Genomic DNA, 15,356 nt, shown 5'->3' on the forward strand with positions numbered 1-15,356 from the left:
CTCATTACTCATTACTCATTACTCATTACTCATTACTCATTACTCATTACTCATTACTCATTACTCATTACTCATTACTCATTACTCATTACTCATTACTCATTTGAATATGAAACAGTTTTATAAGATCTATATTGGGGTGGTAAATCTTGATTTAGACTAAGATTTTCTATTTAAGACTTTAAACTTTCAAAAATGATTAGATGAGTGATTGAATGTTTGAGTTAAATTAAAGCTTAAAAGATGTAATGGATTGAATTTTACTCAAAAATTTAATGAACACAGTAATATACTTTAAATATGAATCATCATAATATGTATGTCATAAACTCTGTGCTTGATAATAATTTACTTATTCAGGCTTTGAAATGAAGCTAGCGCTAGTAGGCACTCATACTTATTTCATCAATGTAGAGTTTGACCTTATATACTTAAATTGGATCACCCTCGTCTAGGATGATGTATGTCTAAAACGAAACAACCAACCTCAAAACAATTACTGTCAGTGATTCAGACGCAGACAGCAATTGCAAAATTAGGCTTAGATATCAATGCTGTCATGACTTTAGTGGCAGAGCAAGTTCAATTGATTACCCATGCAAAAGGTGCAATTGTAGAGCTCGCTGAAGAAGGTGATATGGTTTATCGTGCCGTTTCAAATGGCGCTAATCAATTTCTAGGCCTACGATTAAAGATGGGCTCTAGCCTTTCAGGGCTCTGTATCGCGCAGAATACGACTTTGTATTGTAAAGATAGTGAAACTGATGCGCGTGTAGATCGTGAAGCATGTAGACGGGTTGGGCTGCGTTCTATGGCTGTTGTACCACTAATTCATTGTGATGAACCGATTGGTGTATTAAAAATTTATTCAGAACGCGTAAATGCTTTTAAAGAAAGTGATATAAATTTACTTACTCTCATGTCTGAACTGATTGCTGCTGCAATGTATCATGCTAGTAAGTTTGGTGCCCAAGAACTCTATAAACTTGCCACACAGGATCAGTTAACAGGACTTGCCAATCGTGCTTTGTTTCTTGATTGTCTAAGACAAGGTGTTGAAAAAGCGAAACGTACACAAAAACTACTTGGGATTTTGATCATTGATATGGATGGCTTGAAACCAATCAATGATCAATATGGACACCGTTTAGGTGATGAGGCATTAAAGGAAATTGGTAAACGTATTGTCAATACTACGCGACACGATGATTTGGTTGCACGTTTGGGGGGCGATGAGTTTGCAGTGATTTTAAGCAGTCTTGGCGATCAACAGTTGGCAAAAAAAGTCATGAATCGTATTGTTGAAGCATGTGGATTACCATTTGTATTTGAAAACGTCAAATTGACTATGGGTGCAAGTGTAGGTCTGGCTTTATTTCCTGAAGATGGCATTGAACTCAATAAGTTGATTGAATTTGCAGACCTTAAAATGTATGAACATAAACGTTCTAGAAAAATCATCAATCTAAACACTTGAGATTTAAAATCTTTAATTTGAAATAAATTTTAGTATAGTTTAGGTTTGTTTAATATCATTTATGTGGATCATATGCATTAAGAGTATCTGCCAATCGTTATGTATAAGCATTTATCAATTTTATGAATTGAATGTAGCTCTAACTTAACCTGATAGTTTTAAGCAAATCTCGAAACTATCAGATCAGGGTAAAGAGAGTATATTTTAAAATACTTTAAGTTTTTCCAATCAGTAAAGATAGAATTCCTGCAGCAATCAAGGGACCCACAGGTACACCTCTGAGCAGAGCAACTCCAGCGACAGTTCCAATCAATAAACCTGCAACGACATTGGGTTGGCTGGTCATTAAGGAAACTCCACGGCCACCTAACCATGCAACTAATAAACCAATCGCAATAGCTGTTAATGATTTCCAGTGCATAAATGATTTTAAAATGACATCACCAGGGATTTTGCCACTGGCAATTGGAGTAAGCACACCAATAGTTAAAATAATAACGCCTACTTCTAAACCGTGGGTCTGTAATAATGGGAAAAATTCACTTAACGGTGTGATTCTAAAGACGATCAAAATCCCAGCTGCAATGGTGACCGCAGTATTGTGACTGAAAATGCCGCAGACCAATAAAACAAGAAGCACAATTAAATTTAGGTCTAGACTAGAAAAACTCATCAATATTCATCATTAAAAATTAATATATCGCCCCATTATACTGAAAAGCAGCATGTGAATTTGTCTTGTCAGGCGATGAGTTACATTTAAATTCAGCTGAATGCGGATTTAATGGACAATAAATTTTTGAGTTTCAGCACCCAATAAATTCCATTCATACTCAAAGTCTTGTGCTAGTTTAGACAGATTTGTTGATTTAAGCTGTTGTATTAAAATGTTTTGTGCCTCTTGCATAGCTTGGTTTAAAGCCTTATTTACCACCAATTCAACCAGACAGTTGGGTGTTTCTTGTTCATTGCCAATCGCAAAAATAGTAGGTTCTCCAACAGCCTGATAAATATCAAATAATGATATTTGTTCTAAGGTTTGCACTAAAGTCCAGCCACCACCAGGGCCTTTGTCTGCATGAACAAAGCCTGCTTTTTTTAAACCAGACATGGTACGACGCACTACGACAGGATTGGTGTCTAACATGATTGAAATTTGTTCAGAGGTGAACGGTTTTTTTTCACGTGCCATATGTAATAGCACATGCAACATTCGAGAAAGCTTACTGTCTTTACGCATAGTTTTAAGTCAATGTTCTTTTTCTAATTGTAACATTAAAAGTTGCAATTATAAAAATAACTCAATATAGTAACTTTAAAAGTTACTTATTGGTGTTGAAAATGAATTATGACGTCGTAATTATTGGTGGGAGTTATGCAGGTTTATCAGCAGCATTACCATTGCTTCGTGCTAGAAAAAAAGTGTTAATGATTGATGCAGGCATGCGTCGTAATCGTTTTGCTGAACATTCGCATAATTTCTTAACCCAAGATGGCAATACGCCAGCAACAATTATTCGAGATGCAAAATTACAGTTAGATAAATATCAAACTTTGTCATGTATTAACGCATCAGTCACCGATGTGAGAGCTGTCGGGCAGCAATATGAAATTCAAATAGATCAAGCTGATGAGACCTGTACAATCATTAAAGTCAAAAAAATAATTATTGCTACAGGCGTTAAAGATGATTTACCTGAAATTGATGGTTTAGCAGAACGGTGGGGGAAAAGCATTTTTCATTGTCCATATTGTGATGGCTATGAGTTAAATCTTGGAACACTTGGAATGTTATGTTCAGGTTTACATTCGATCCATATGGCACTGATGTTACCCGACTGGGGCAATACCACTTTATTTTTAAATGATGCAATTTCACAAGCTGAATTAGATCCCGTCATACTTAAACAGCTTAAACAAAGAAATGTGAAATTAAATACCCGCAAAATTCTTAAAATACACAATCATTGTGATTTAGTCTTGGAAGATGGTGAGCAGGTTCAATTAGATGGATTATTCATTTCCACTTTTATGCGCATCAATGCCCCTTGGATCAAAAAACTGGGTGTAGCGCTTGATGTAAATGAATATAGCGAAGCCATTCAAACCACAGCCATCAAAGAAACCAATCTTAAAGGGATATATGCTTGTGGTGATATCACCCGTTCAGGTGGTTCAGTTGCTTTCTCAGTTGCAGATGGAGCACTGGCGGGTGTTGCTGTACATAAGTCATTTATCTTTAATACTTGATAAAAGCATATATTGATTAATCAATAAGGCTAAAAAAGCCTGAATGTTGTTTGGGTTTCAATTCACGATACTTTAAAATGTATCGTGAATTTTTAAGGTATTGATTTATGTTCTTGGAAAAAATGTTGCAATCACAAGGCTTTGGTTCACGTAAGCATTGCCAACAACTCATCAAAAATGGTGCAATTCAAATCCAAAACGAGGTCGTTACAGACCCTAAATTTAAGCTTGATACCCAAAATCTAGTATTTTCAGTCTATACCGAAACATTTAAATACCGTGAAAAAGTCTATATTGCCTTAAATAAACCGCAGGATTACGAATGTTCCCATCAATCAACACACCATTTTAGTGTTTTTGATTTATTCGATGATGTACTTATGAACCGTGGTTTACAAACTGTTGGTCGTTTAGATCAGGACACGACGGGTCTATTGCTACTCACGGATGATGGGCAGTTTTTGCAAGCATTGACTCATCCTAAAAAGCACGTGGCTAAAGTTTATCAAATACAAACAGCAGATCCAATTACAGATGATCAGATTCAACAACTTGAACAGGGTGTAGAATTACGCAATGAAAAAGGTACATTTGCAGCAACAGATGTACAGCGCTTGGCTGAATATGCATTACAAATGACTGTACACCAAGGGGTTTATCATCAAGTCAAACGGATGTTAGCTGCAGTGGGTAATAGGGTTGAAAGCTTGCATCGTGCACAAGTCGGACAATTAGCACTTAAAGAATTGGTTGAAGGCGAGTGGGTTTATTTGACAGAAGATCAGGTGAATGCTGCTAGAAATAGTCAAAATGAACAAATAGTGATTTGATCATGGCTTTAAAGCTCTTTATTGCTGTTTTAGATAAAATGCCAGACTTTATGGTTCCAACTCTTGTTGCGCATGCAGTTTTGGCTGCGCATTTACAATTTGTTCAAGATGCTGATGCCGAAAGTTATAAAAATTGGTTAGAACATTCTTTTCGTAAAGTTGTGGTTAAAGTGAATCAAAAAGAATTTGATAAAATTGCTCAAATTAAAGTGTTATTTAGGACATGAAAGTACAGTATTGGATAGTAAAAAATCCTGTGCTGTGGTCTTTCCTATTTCACAGGACACGATACCCAATGTACTTAAATTCGCAAAGATGTTGAAACCTGTATTGAATTGATTAAAAATTGTATAGTACAAATTACTTAAGAAAACAATGAAATGTCTGGAATTCATTGTCTTTAACAAAACCCATTTGCTCATAGAGCTGATGTGAATGGTAATTGTTTTTCTGGGTTTCTAAACTGATTCGTTGCGCATCTTCATGACGTGCAAAAAGAATTGCAGTATCAATCAGTTGCTTGGCAGAACCTTGTCGACGAAAAACAGGTGTTACATAAACATCATCTAAAATATAGTACTTTGAACAAGAAACAGATGAAAAGCCTTGGTATAACAACACAAAGCCTGTAAAAACATCATCTTTGACATGGATGAAGATTACACTTTCTTTATTTTCAAAACGTTGTTTTAAAAAATTAAAGGACTGTTGGATATTGGAAGATGCGCCGTAAAATTGGCGATATTCATCAAATAAAGTAGCAAGTTGATTTAAATCTTCTTTGGTCGCTCGTCTAACGATCATTTATTACTCCTTGCAATGATTTTTATCTTTGCAAAAGAGCATAACCAAAAAATAGAAAAGTAAACTTAATTATTTGTTTAAAAATGCGACAGTGTTATTTTTTGTCACTTTCACCCAAGATGGCATTTAACTCTGCAAATAGATCTTCATCGTCATCATTTAAATCAACAGATGAATTGAGTTGCCCGTTTTGTTGGTCTTGCTTAAGTTTTCTCAGCTTGAGTAACTGATCCATATTGATATTTTGATTTTCTATAGCGAAAGGGATGGATTTTGTGATGACAACTTGTTTAAAAAACAGTCGAACTGCTTGTGCAGGCGTAATCCCCAATTGTTTAAAAACAGCAAATGCTAGTTTTTTTTCTTGTGAATCAAGACGTACTTGATAGACTTCGGTTTTTCTCATGAATAGTGACCAAACAAAATTAGAGTTTGAATGCTTATTTTAATCAAAGCTTTCGGAATTTCAATGCTTAATCGCCAAAAAGTCATATATTTGTCATTACGTCAAAATTACAGTGTCAATTCATAGTTAGAACAGAAGCAATATTCTACTTGTCTAATCGGGTCAAGAAACTGAATTTTTTTGGCTAAAAGCTGCAAAGGTTGTGAAAAATCAGCAGCATCTTTATGTTGAACCCGCGGATAAAAGGGGTCATTTTTAATTGGAATATTTAACCAATTTAAATGTACCCGTAATTGATGCTGTTTACCCGTTGATGGCTTAAGTAAGTATTTTGCCCAAATTTGATTATGTTCAATGAGATCAATTTCGGTATATGAGTTTGATTTTCCATCAACAACTTTCATGGTGTAAAAAGGTTCGCCCTTTTCCATTCTTAAATCTACAGAACGTGGAAAGCTTAACTCAGAATCAAATTTTGCAATTGCTTGATAGGTTTTATTGACTTGCCGTTGTGCAAACATTTGTTGATATAGACCACGTGTTTGTGGGCATTTAGAAAACAATACAATGCCAGCAGTTTCACGATCTAAACGATGGATGGGGGTTAAGTTAGGATTATTTATCGTTTTTTTTAAACGGACTAATAATGTTTCTTGTATATATTGGCCTGAGGGACTGATGGTCAAAAAATGAGGTTTATCTACGGCAATGAAGTCCTCATTTTCAAATAATATACTTTCTTGAAAAGGCACATAAATCTCATGCGTTAGAAATCGATAATAGTAAAGATGAGTATTCGCTAGATAGGGATGATCTATTGTTAATACTTGACCATGCATATCCAAGATGAGTTGATCTTCAAAACGTTGTTGCCATTCATTGGTTGAAATATGCGGAAAATGGTTACATAAATAACTGAATAAATTTGTAGGTAAATTTTCTAATTTAGGGAGATAAACTTTTGAAGCTGTTACACCATCTCTCATTGGCGGTTGATATTCTGAAACAAGGGTGACGGGTTTCATAAGCGTATTTTTTATGCAGATAAGTTTAAAGTGAGTTGTCTAAGCGTGTTGGAAAGTATCAAAACATGATTTCTAAACAATGCAACATAGGTTTTAAAGTCACGCAATGCTATCATATTGTCTAGTTTGAATCATATCGTGAGCGTTATGCAATATTCATATAAATTAACTCTGAGCAATGAACAAGACACCCAAATGTTGGCACAAAAGCTCGCTCAACATATTGCAAAAGGCGTAATTTATTTAATCGGTGACTTAGGTGCGGGAAAAACCACACTCACACGTTATTGGTTGCAAAGTTTAGGGCATCAAGGTGCGGTGAAAAGTCCCACATATACATTGGTAGAACCTTACAAGATCAATGTGAAAGATGTCTTTCATTTTGACTTGTACCGTCTAAATGATCCTTATGAACTCGAACTAATGGGTATTCGAGATTATTTAGAAGTCGAGAATGCTTTATTTTTATTTGAATGGCCCTCTAAAGGCGCTGATGAAATCCCACAAGCAGATCATGTGATTACTATTTTAAAAACAGACGATGAAGTTGCTCGTGAAGTGATGATTGAAAGTGTTTCTGCTGAATTGATTGAAGCGTTGAGTTGATCAATGTTTTCAGCATTTTAAACCAACCAGATATTCTGATTTATTTATATTTTAGGTTAATTGAATGCAACGTGAAGATATCAGTTTAAGACGTATCCAAAGTTTAGATCCAGCCCTTGCCAACCAAATTGCTGCAGGTGAGGTGATTGAACGCCCATCATCTGTAGTGAAAGAGTTACTTGAAAATTCGATAGATGCAGGTGCGACAGAGCTGATTATACGCGTAGCAAATGGTGGAAGTACCCTGATTGAAATTATTGACAATGGACGAGGTATTCATGCTGAAGATTTAGCGCTATCAGTGACTCGACATGCGACCAGTAAAATTCAATCTGCTGAAGATTTACAAGCAATTATGAGTTTGGGCTTTCGTGGTGAGGCGCTTGCATCTATTGCCGCTGTTTCGCGTTTAACCTTAACCAGTAGTCAGGATGATTCGGGTGTAGGTTATCAACTTGAAGTCAATGGTACAGCATTTGATCATCAAGATATTCAAGCAGTAGCAACCCAACAAGGTACACATATCCGTATTCAGGATTTGTTTTTTAATGTGCCTGCGCGGCGTAAATTTTTAAAGAAACCAAGTACTGAATTTGGTCATATTGAAGAAATTGTACGTCGAATGGCACTTACGCATTTCGATATCTGCTTTGTTTTAGAACATAATGACAATATTCGCCTTAATTTGCCGATTGCAGATAGTGGTGAGCTAAGATTTCAACGGGTACAGCAATTATTAGGTCGCCAATTCACTGAAAATGCGTATTGGATAGATGCAGACAGTATTAGTATGCGTTTATCAGGTTGGTTAGGACATCCTTCAGATGCGCGTGCACAAGCCGATTTGCAATATGTCTATGTGAATGGTCGTATCGTCAAAGATAAAACCATTTCGCATGCTTTACGGATGGCTTATGATGGTATTTTGCATGGGCATCAACATGCTGCCTATTTGCTATTTTTAGAAGTAGATCCTGAAAATATTGATGTGAATGTGCATCCAACCAAGCATGAAATTCGCTTCCTTAATCAACGTGAAGTGCATGAGTTTGTACGACATTTTGCTAAAGACACCTTATCTCAATTTCAAACTGCAACTGCGGATTTATCTTCTGCAATGAAGCAGGATGGATCAATAGCAGATCAATTATTACCAGCTCAGCCACGTTATCAAGAACAGTTTTATTTACATCGAAATGCAACCGCTGAGCAACATGTGGTTGATCAAAGTAGCCTAAGCAATTCAGATGGGGCTATACAGAATAGTGGTCTAACAGATTTTAGTAATACACAAGCCCAAACAGTCAATTATTCTCAGTATGAGCCGCAACAGCAGTATCGTGGTAGTCAGCAACTCAATAACGCATTGAAAAGCTATTTAGCCCCTTTGCGTGACTCTGGAAATTCCGATCAAGGCTTAATAGATCAAGCATCTTACGAGCGATCTGCGCAGGAAACTCAAAATAAACAGATCCATCAAGTTGATGAATATCCCTTGGGAATCGCCATTGCGCAATTGCATGGGATTTATATTCTTGCACAGAACACGGAAGGTCTAATTATTGTCGATATGCATGCAGCGCATGAACGTATTTTACTTCAACAAATGAAATCTGCATGGGATAAACCTGAATTTTGGACTTCACAACAGTTGCTTATTCCTAAAATTATTTCAATTACCCGTATGCAAGCAACTCGTGTTGATGATTTAAAACCGCAGCTGGAGCGCTTAGGTCTAGAAATTGATCAATATGGTGATGATCAAGTAATTGTGCGTGGTGTGCCTGCGATTTTACATAAAGCAGATTTTGAATCCTTGGTACCTGAATTACTCAATGATTTAGATCCAAATGATGAAGCTCAAGCACTACAACAGAAGCGTGATCAAATTTTAGCAGGAATGGCATGCCATGGCGCAGTGCGCGCACATCGAATGCTAAGTCTTTCAGAAATGAATGCTTTGCTGCGACAAATGGAACATACAGAATTTGCAAGTCAGTGTAATCATGGTCGACCAACTTGGCGTGCATTTCCATTACTCCAATTAGATAAATTATTTGCTCGAGGAGAGTAGTTGTACATGTCAAATCAATTGCCAGTCATCAATTTAATGGGACCAACCGCAAGCGGAAAAACTGCTTTGGCATGTGAATTGTATGATCATGGGGATTATGAGCTCATTTCTGTAGATTCTGCTTTGGTCTATAAAGATATGGATATCGGTACAGCAAAGCCGACTAAAGCAGAGCAGGAGCGTTATCCGCATCATTTGATTGATATTATTACGCCTCTTGAGGTTTATTCTGCTGCTGAATTTGTCGAGGATGCTTGTCGACTGATTGATGGTATCCATGCAAGCGGTAAAACACCTATTTTAGTTGGCGGTACAATGCTATATTTTAAAGCGTTACTTGAGGGGCTCTCTACAAATTTACCGAGTGCTGATTATGCGATTCGTGCTGCGATTGAGTTAAAAGGTGAAACGGAAGGCTGGCAATCGGTGTATGATGAATTAAAATCTGTTGATGTGTTGGCAGGTGAAAAATTTAAAGTCAGTGATAAGCAACGAATCATTCGTGCTTTAGAAGTGTATAAAATTACTGGTCGTCCTATTACTCAACTACAGGCAGAACAACCGAAGAATCAACCTTACCGTTATCATTTTCATAATTATGCTTTATTGCCTGATCGTCTTGAGCTGCACAAGCGAATTGAGTTACGCTTGGAAAAAATGTGGGAAATCGGATTTTTAAATGAGGTTGAAAATCTTATGAAAAAATACGATCTTGAAGAAAATTTACCTTCTTCACGCTCAGTTGGATATAGACAAGCGATAGATTTTTTAAAAAACAGTGATTTGAGTCAAGAAAGTGAGCGCCAAATGAAGGATAAAGCACTTTTTGCAACACGACAATTAGCAAAACGTCAATACACTTGGTTACGATCTTTGCAAGAAACACACTCTTTTCAAACTTTTTTTACGATAAACCAAGCACAAGAAGACTTGCGAAACTTATACGGATAAAGCAAAATTTAACAACTACCTTTTTTATAAATTTTAATTGAAAAATAAAGGTAGTTTTTGCGCTGATTTTAATTTTTTTTGGAGTATAAAATGTCTAAAGGTCAAACTTTACAAGATCCGTTCTTAAATTCTCTCCGTAAAGAACGTATTCCTGTTTCTATTTTTCTTGTAAACGGTATTAAATTACAAGGTCATATTGAATCTTTTGACCAGTATGTTGTTTTGTTGAAAAACACAGTAAGCCAAATGGTTTATAAGCATGCTATTTCAACTGTTGTACCTGCACGTAATCCACGTCCTGCTGGTGCTCCTGCTGGTGCTCAAGGCGCTGCTGGTGGCTTTGGTGGTCAAGCTGGTGGCTTCGGCGGTCAAGCAGGTGGCTTTGGTGGTCAAGGTGGCTTCGGTGGTCAACAAGGTGGCTTTGGTGGTCAACAAGGCGGTTTCGGTGGTCAAGGTGGTTTCGGTAGCCAAGGTGGCTTCGGTGGTCAAGGTGGCTTCGGTGGTCAAGGTGGCTTCGGCGGTCAAGGTACTGACTTTGGCGGCGAAACAAAATTTGAAGATTCACAAGAAGATGAAAACAATCGTTAATTTCTTGATTTAACAAGAACGATTGTAAAAGAGACGCCAAATTGGCGTCTCTTTTTTATTGGCTTCTCTTAATATGAGACTATGTTGAAATTTATCTATGTTTGCACCTACACCGTTTTTAGATGATACGAAATTTAGTCATTCTGAATGATGTAAACGTCATTTCGCTGAGTATCGACGTAATGGTAAAAACGTTGGTCCTTGCGCTGCAAATAAAGCCACGCATTGTTCTTGCTTGGGGTTGTGTTTAAAATTTTCTTGGGTTTACGTTATGAAACCTGAAGATAGCCTCGCTATTCTCTTTGCTTCATGCTTCATGCTTCATGCTTCATGCTTCATGCTTCATCAGCTCAATTTTAATCAACAATGCAAGCCATTTATGAAATAATAAGATAACCAAGATTTTGAAATTAAAAAGCCAGTGTAGAACACTGGCTTTTTAATTTAAATACTAAGCGCAGGCTTAACTTTCATTTTTCTTTGGATCTAAGCTGGGATCTTTGATTTCAATGTAAGTATTTGCACGTAACTCTCTTAGCCAGCCGTCATATTCTGATTCGAATTGACGTTCGCCTAAAATTTGGCGTGCCATACGCTTTTGGTATTCTGAAGTCATATCTTGTTGACGTGTACCTGTGACTTGAAGAATATGCCAGCCAAATTGAGTTTGAAATGGTTTGCTAATTTCATTGACTGGCGAGCTCTGCATGAGTTTATCAAATTCAGGAACCATCATGCCAGGGCTTACCCAGCCAAGACTTCCGCCATCACGAGCAGAACCTGGATCATTTGAATAAGTTGAAGCAAGCGTAGCAAAATCATCACCCGCTTTTAAGCGATTATAAATACTTTCAATGGTTTGCTTTGCATTTTCAGGGCTAACAACTTCTGATGTTTTAATCAGAATATGACGAGTATTAAACTGTGAAACCAATGCTTTTTGTTCATTCGATTTTTTTTCTAATAATTTTAAAACATGAACCCCGTCTTTTGCTGGAATTAAGTCAGTGGTTTGACCTGGTTCAAGGGTAGTCACACGTGCAGCAAGATCTGTTGGAATGTCTGAAAGCGGACGAAAGCCCATATCAGCGCCATCGACTTTGATTTGTGCTGTAGTAAATTTCTTTTCTAAGCTTTTTACGTCATTGCTATCTTTTAAGTCAGTACGGACTGCTTTTGCAATACTTTCTAACTCGCTTGCTGGCGCTTCTCCTGAAATACGCATATGTAGTACATGAACTTGACTACCAACAGCAGCTTGACCTTCAGGTGATTTTAAGAAGTTTTCAACATCAAGGTCAGTGATCTTGATACGAGACATTACTTGTTGTTGACTCAATCGTTGAATGAGTAAATCTTCCGCAACACGGTTACGCAGTAATTCATAAGTACCAGGCGCAACAGCATCTAATTTTTTTTGAAAAGCTTCTAAAGAATTTGCACCAGATTGTTGGGCAACTTTCAATACGGCTTCATTTAAGCTTTTTTCATCTGCTTTTAAGCCATACTTCTTCACTTGTTCAAGCTGTGCATCATGGGTGATGAGCTGACTCAGTACTTGCTGTTGCAGAATGTTTTGTGGTGGGATTTCTTTCTTTTGTGCCTGAAGTCGATGTGTCGCTTCAGCAACACCTTGGTCTAAATCACTTTTTAAAATTGCTGTAGAACCAACAATTGCTATGATTTGGTCCTGCGGAGCAGCATAAACTGATACCGCGGTGGAGATGAGTAAAGCTAAGGTTGATGCTTTAAATAATTTTTTAAATTTTTGCGTCTTCATTAATGTGTCCAAGATTGATTAGCTTTATCAAAACCTAAAATACGATTTTCAAGTAATGAACTTAACTTGTTGTTCAAACCACCAAGTCCTTTTAGTGTGATCTCAGCCATCACTGCGCGTTTTGGCTTTGTATCAGGAAGAGAAACATCATCTAGATCATTAAAATACGAGCGACCATAGACGGAAATTCCCCAACAACAAGATTCATAATTCACACCCAATAAATATTCGCGTGCGACATGGTTGTCAAGGTCATATTGAACATGTCCCATAATACGCCAGTTGTCTTTTACAGGCTGTATAAATGATGCAACTGCTTGATCATATGCACGTTGACGGTCAGGGAGGTTATTACGATAAAAATAACCAACATTATAAAGGTTTCCGCGTTGCCCTGTATAATACAATTGGAAGTCATGTTGAGCGCTATCACCATTTGACATCCATGCTGAATTGGTACTCAGTGTGAAGTTTTGTGAAAGTTGGCTAGAAAGGCTCAGCACAGGACCAGTATGTTTTTCTCTATCTAAATCATCTGTATTGTTGAGTAAGGTAACTTTTCGATCATCAAAATAATAACTTTGACTGATACTTGCTCTTAAACGCTCTAAGCCCACTGTATCAAACAAGCTATAGCTTAAACCAAGCGATAAAAAGTTATTGTCTTCTAAGCGGTCGTGTCCATAGAAACGGTACGGGCTAAACAATTGATCATAGCTAATAGAAGCTGTTGTTGAATCAAAGTTTGGATAACCTGTTTGATTTTTATATGGTGCATAGGCGTAGAAAGCGCGAGGTGTAATGGTCTGGAGGAATTTTCTGTCCTTTTCGAAAGTTAAACCCGTATCCAAGGTAAATTGAGGAACAACAACAGATTTATTTTTGCTATCTTGGCTTTGGTTATTTAAGTTAAGTTGATCTACAGTAGTTTGATCATAAAAGGTATTTAAACTACGTACAGAAACTTCTGGAATTACAAAAGACCATGGATTACGGAAATTATAACGTGTTGCAAATTGGTTATATAAACGTGTACCACTTGGCTGGTTATTATAATCGGCATCATTGATGTCTTTTTGGAAATAAGCAGTGTCGTTATTAAACTCGTATTCCAAACCTTGTGGATTTCCAGCTACATAATTGAGCAAAAACTGCGGTAGGCGGGCATATGGCTTATCAACATCTTTGATGGTTTTATCGAGTGTTTGGAAGTCTTCAACTTTAAGCTGAGCTTTTAACCCTGGAATACCGTGATTGTAATTGAGTTCCCAAGCACGGCGTTGGTTAAGTTCTGTTCGTGTGTTTGGATTGTTATCTAGATCCGAGAAAAAATCTTTATCAGAAACATAATTGTATTCTAAATTGGTTGACCATTGTTTGGTGATATCCCACTTGTGTAGGAAATGTAGGTCTTTACGATCTTCATCATTATAATCACGGTCAGAAGGTAAATAACTTCCCCAAACGCTACCAGCACCAAAGTTCTCAGTTAAATAACGAAACTCACCTTGAGCCATAAGACCACGATCAGTTATCAGCCGTGGTGTAATGGTGGCATCATAGTTGGGCGCCAAATTTAAATAAACGGGAACTGCGAGTTCAAAGCCACCATCATTAGTAAAACCGAAACTAGGATTTAAAATCCCTGTAGTACGGCGGTCATCGATTGGGAAGTTGAAATATGGAACTGCGAGTACAGGCACATCCTTAACATAGAGTTTGGTGCCACGCGTTACACCACGCCCCGTATCTTGATCCAATTCAATTTTATTGGCCTGAATTTTCCAAGTGGGTTTTTCATCGGGTGGGCAGGTGGTGTAGGTGGCATTTTCAAGAACGATATTGGTTGGTGAAGTTCTTTCTATTTTTTCTGCATGACCATGTGCGTGGGTCAATTCTGCAATATAGAAACTATTATTTAACTGACCAGTTTCATCTTTCAGATTGTAATCGATTTGATCACTTTGCGCGATGATACCGCCTTGTGCCATTTGTACATTGCCTTTCGCTTTGGCGAAAGTTTGTGTTTTATCAATGGTCACTTCATCAGCACGGATCATACGTCCAGATTGGTCAATGACCACATCACCAGACAGGAAAGAGTCACCATTGGGATTGTAATAACCATTGTCTGCGGTAATCACAGATGATGCTTCTTCTGGGTTTGTCGATTTAGCTTGGGTGCTAAAAGGAGTAACCCAAACACCTTCACAATAACGCGTGCTTGGATTTTTTAAATCACGTACCTGTGCTTCAGGCGAGTTTTTGTCCACATAATATTGTTCAAAGAAATTTTGCCCTGCAAAGCTTTCTTTGATGGCTGCATTCAGTTGCTTATTATTAACTTCAGAAACAGTGTCTGTCGATTCAGCATAGCTGGATACTGAACTTCCACAAAGAAGTGTCAAAATAGCAGTCGCTAAAGGATTAAATTTAAACTGATGCTTCATTTGTCTCATTAACCAAATATGCTAATCGCAATTAATTATTGTCGCATCATAGAGAAAAAGTCGATAAGTAGCTACACTTAGCACTTCAAAAATTCAGCCTGAATTAGATTAAATT

Annotated in this window: 15 protein-coding genes; 8 read left to right on the forward strand and 7 right to left on the reverse strand. The window is 37.2% G+C overall.

The genetic code is table 11. The annotated features are described in order from the left end of the window. The first annotated feature begins 463 nt into the window (after positions 1-463). Positions 464-1,477 carry a diguanylate cyclase domain-containing protein gene (locus ACG916_RS09500; protein WP_336951459.1) on the forward strand — a complete coding sequence of 338 codons (1,014 nt, stop codon included), beginning with the start codon at positions 464-466 and terminating at the stop codon, positions 1,475-1,477. Between the two features lie 214 nt (positions 1,478-1,691). Here the strand turns inward: ACG916_RS09500 and ACG916_RS09505 are convergent, their stop codons facing one another. Beyond that, positions 1,692-2,150 (reverse strand): DUF441 domain-containing protein, encoded by a 459-nt coding sequence (locus ACG916_RS09505; RefSeq protein WP_336951457.1) that lies wholly within the window; start codon positions 2,148-2,150, stop codon positions 1,692-1,694. A gap of 108 nt (positions 2,151-2,258) precedes the next feature. Beyond that, the gene (locus tag ACG916_RS09510; RefSeq protein ID WP_336951455.1) at positions 2,259-2,717 is read right to left on the reverse strand and encodes an RrF2 family transcriptional regulator; all 459 of its coding nucleotides are present in this window, start codon (positions 2,715-2,717) and stop codon (positions 2,259-2,261) included. 101 nt (positions 2,718-2,818) lie between these two features. Here ACG916_RS09510 and ACG916_RS09515 point away from each other — a divergent pair, with 101 nt between their 5' ends. From ACG916_RS09515 to ACG916_RS09525, 3 genes are all read left to right on the forward strand, one after another. Then, positions 2,819-3,727: an NAD(P)/FAD-dependent oxidoreductase gene (locus tag ACG916_RS09515; protein WP_419327438.1), complete on the forward strand. Its 909-nt coding sequence runs from the start codon at positions 2,819-2,821 to the stop codon at positions 3,725-3,727. Between the two features lie 107 nt (positions 3,728-3,834). Further along, positions 3,835-4,557, forward strand: coding sequence for a pseudouridine synthase (locus ACG916_RS09520; RefSeq protein ID WP_419327439.1), 723 nt, complete (start codon positions 3,835-3,837; stop codon positions 4,555-4,557). A 2-nt stretch (positions 4,558-4,559) separates the two neighbouring features. Next, the gene (locus ACG916_RS09525) at positions 4,560-4,784 is read left to right on the forward strand and encodes a peptidyl-tRNA hydrolase (protein WP_336951451.1); all 225 of its coding nucleotides are present in this window, start codon (positions 4,560-4,562) and stop codon (positions 4,782-4,784) included. Between the two features lie 133 nt (positions 4,785-4,917). Here ACG916_RS09525 and ACG916_RS09530 read toward each other — a convergent pair whose 3' ends face one another. The 3 genes from ACG916_RS09530 to ACG916_RS09540 all read right to left on the reverse strand — a co-directional run bounded on the left by ACG916_RS09530 (position 4,918) and on the right by ACG916_RS09540 (position 6,792). Then, a complete protein-coding gene (locus tag ACG916_RS09530) occupies positions 4,918-5,361 on the reverse strand; it encodes a GNAT family N-acetyltransferase (protein WP_004821200.1) in 444 nt (147 codons plus the stop codon). 94 nt (positions 5,362-5,455) lie between these two features. Continuing rightward, positions 5,456-5,767, reverse strand: a complete 312-nt coding sequence (locus ACG916_RS09535) for a type II toxin-antitoxin system RelB/DinJ family antitoxin (RefSeq protein WP_419327440.1) — start codon at positions 5,765-5,767, stop codon at positions 5,456-5,458. A 107-nt stretch (positions 5,768-5,874) separates the two neighbouring features. Beyond that, the gene (locus ACG916_RS09540; RefSeq protein WP_419330054.1) at positions 5,875-6,792 is read right to left on the reverse strand and encodes a pseudouridine synthase; all 918 of its coding nucleotides are present in this window, start codon (positions 6,790-6,792) and stop codon (positions 5,875-5,877) included. 147 nt (positions 6,793-6,939) lie between these two features. Between ACG916_RS09540 and tsaE the strand changes: the two genes are divergently transcribed. The 4 genes from tsaE (at position 6,940) to hfq (ending at position 11,011) form a co-directional block, all read left to right on the forward strand. Then, positions 6,940-7,398, forward strand: coding sequence for a tRNA (adenosine(37)-N6)-threonylcarbamoyltransferase complex ATPase subunit type 1 TsaE (gene tsaE / locus ACG916_RS09545; RefSeq protein WP_419327543.1), 459 nt, complete (start codon positions 6,940-6,942; stop codon positions 7,396-7,398). 64 nt (positions 7,399-7,462) lie between these two features. Further along, the gene (gene mutL, locus ACG916_RS09550; RefSeq protein ID WP_419330056.1) at positions 7,463-9,472 is read left to right on the forward strand and encodes a DNA mismatch repair endonuclease MutL; all 2,010 of its coding nucleotides are present in this window, start codon (positions 7,463-7,465) and stop codon (positions 9,470-9,472) included. Between the two features lie 6 nt (positions 9,473-9,478). Continuing rightward, positions 9,479-10,423 (forward strand): tRNA (adenosine(37)-N6)-dimethylallyltransferase MiaA, encoded by a 945-nt coding sequence (miaA, locus tag ACG916_RS09555; RefSeq protein ID WP_419327443.1) that lies wholly within the window; start codon positions 9,479-9,481, stop codon positions 10,421-10,423. A gap of 90 nt (positions 10,424-10,513) precedes the next feature. Further along, positions 10,514-11,011, forward strand: a complete 498-nt coding sequence (hfq, locus tag ACG916_RS09560; RefSeq protein ID WP_419327444.1) for an RNA chaperone Hfq — start codon at positions 10,514-10,516, stop codon at positions 11,009-11,011. Between the two features lie 463 nt (positions 11,012-11,474). Here hfq and ACG916_RS09565 read toward each other — a convergent pair whose 3' ends face one another. Both ACG916_RS09565 and ACG916_RS09570 read right to left on the reverse strand, forming a co-directional pair. Next, positions 11,475-12,791, reverse strand: coding sequence for a peptidylprolyl isomerase (locus tag ACG916_RS09565; protein ID WP_419327445.1), 1,317 nt, complete (start codon positions 12,789-12,791; stop codon positions 11,475-11,477). Further along, a complete protein-coding gene (locus tag ACG916_RS09570) occupies positions 12,791-15,241 on the reverse strand; it encodes an LPS-assembly protein LptD (RefSeq protein WP_419368149.1) in 2,451 nt (816 codons plus the stop codon). The genes ACG916_RS09565 and ACG916_RS09570 overlap by 1 nt, the downstream gene beginning before the upstream one ends. Between the last annotated feature and the right edge of the window lie 115 nt (positions 15,242-15,356).

It is taken from the genome of Acinetobacter legionensis (assembly GCF_048552295.1).
Taxonomy (GTDB): Bacteria; Pseudomonadota; Gammaproteobacteria; order Pseudomonadales; family Moraxellaceae; genus Acinetobacter.

What these genes read in the sequence shown, in the direction of transcription:
- hfq (WP_419327444.1), top strand. Translation starts at nt 10,514, where the DNA reads ATGTCTAAAGGTCAAACTTTACAAGATCCGTTCTTAAATTCTCTCCGT.
- ACG916_RS09505 (WP_336951457.1), bottom strand. Translation starts at nt 2,150, where the DNA reads ATGAGTTTTTCTAGTCTAGACCTAAATTTAATTGTGCTTCTTGTTTTA.
- ACG916_RS09520 (WP_419327439.1), top strand. Translation starts at nt 3,835, where the DNA reads ATGTTCTTGGAAAAAATGTTGCAATCACAAGGCTTTGGTTCACGTAAG.
- ACG916_RS09535 (WP_419327440.1), bottom strand. Translation starts at nt 5,767, where the DNA reads ATGAGAAAAACCGAAGTCTATCAAGTACGTCTTGATTCACAAGAAAAA.
- mutL (WP_419330056.1), top strand. Translation starts at nt 7,463, where the DNA reads ATGCAACGTGAAGATATCAGTTTAAGACGTATCCAAAGTTTAGATCCA.
- ACG916_RS09500 (WP_336951459.1), top strand. Translation starts at nt 464, where the DNA reads ATGTCTAAAACGAAACAACCAACCTCAAAACAATTACTGTCAGTGATT.
- ACG916_RS09565 (WP_419327445.1), bottom strand. Translation starts at nt 12,791, where the DNA reads ATGAAGACGCAAAAATTTAAAAAATTATTTAAAGCATCAACCTTAGCT.
- ACG916_RS09570 (WP_419368149.1), bottom strand. Translation starts at nt 15,241, where the DNA reads ATGAAGCATCAGTTTAAATTTAATCCTTTAGCGACTGCTATTTTGACA.
- tsaE (WP_419327543.1), top strand. Translation starts at nt 6,940, where the DNA reads ATGCAATATTCATATAAATTAACTCTGAGCAATGAACAAGACACCCAA.
- ACG916_RS09525 (WP_336951451.1), top strand. Translation starts at nt 4,560, where the DNA reads ATGGCTTTAAAGCTCTTTATTGCTGTTTTAGATAAAATGCCAGACTTT.
- ACG916_RS09530 (WP_004821200.1), bottom strand. Translation starts at nt 5,361, where the DNA reads ATGATCGTTAGACGAGCGACCAAAGAAGATTTAAATCAACTTGCTACT.
- ACG916_RS09515 (WP_419327438.1), top strand. Translation starts at nt 2,819, where the DNA reads ATGAATTATGACGTCGTAATTATTGGTGGGAGTTATGCAGGTTTATCA.
- ACG916_RS09540 (WP_419330054.1), bottom strand. Translation starts at nt 6,792, where the DNA reads ATGAAACCCGTCACCCTTGTTTCAGAATATCAACCGCCAATGAGAGAT.
- miaA (WP_419327443.1), top strand. Translation starts at nt 9,479, where the DNA reads ATGTCAAATCAATTGCCAGTCATCAATTTAATGGGACCAACCGCAAGC.
- ACG916_RS09510 (WP_336951455.1), bottom strand. Translation starts at nt 2,717, where the DNA reads ATGCGTAAAGACAGTAAGCTTTCTCGAATGTTGCATGTGCTATTACAT.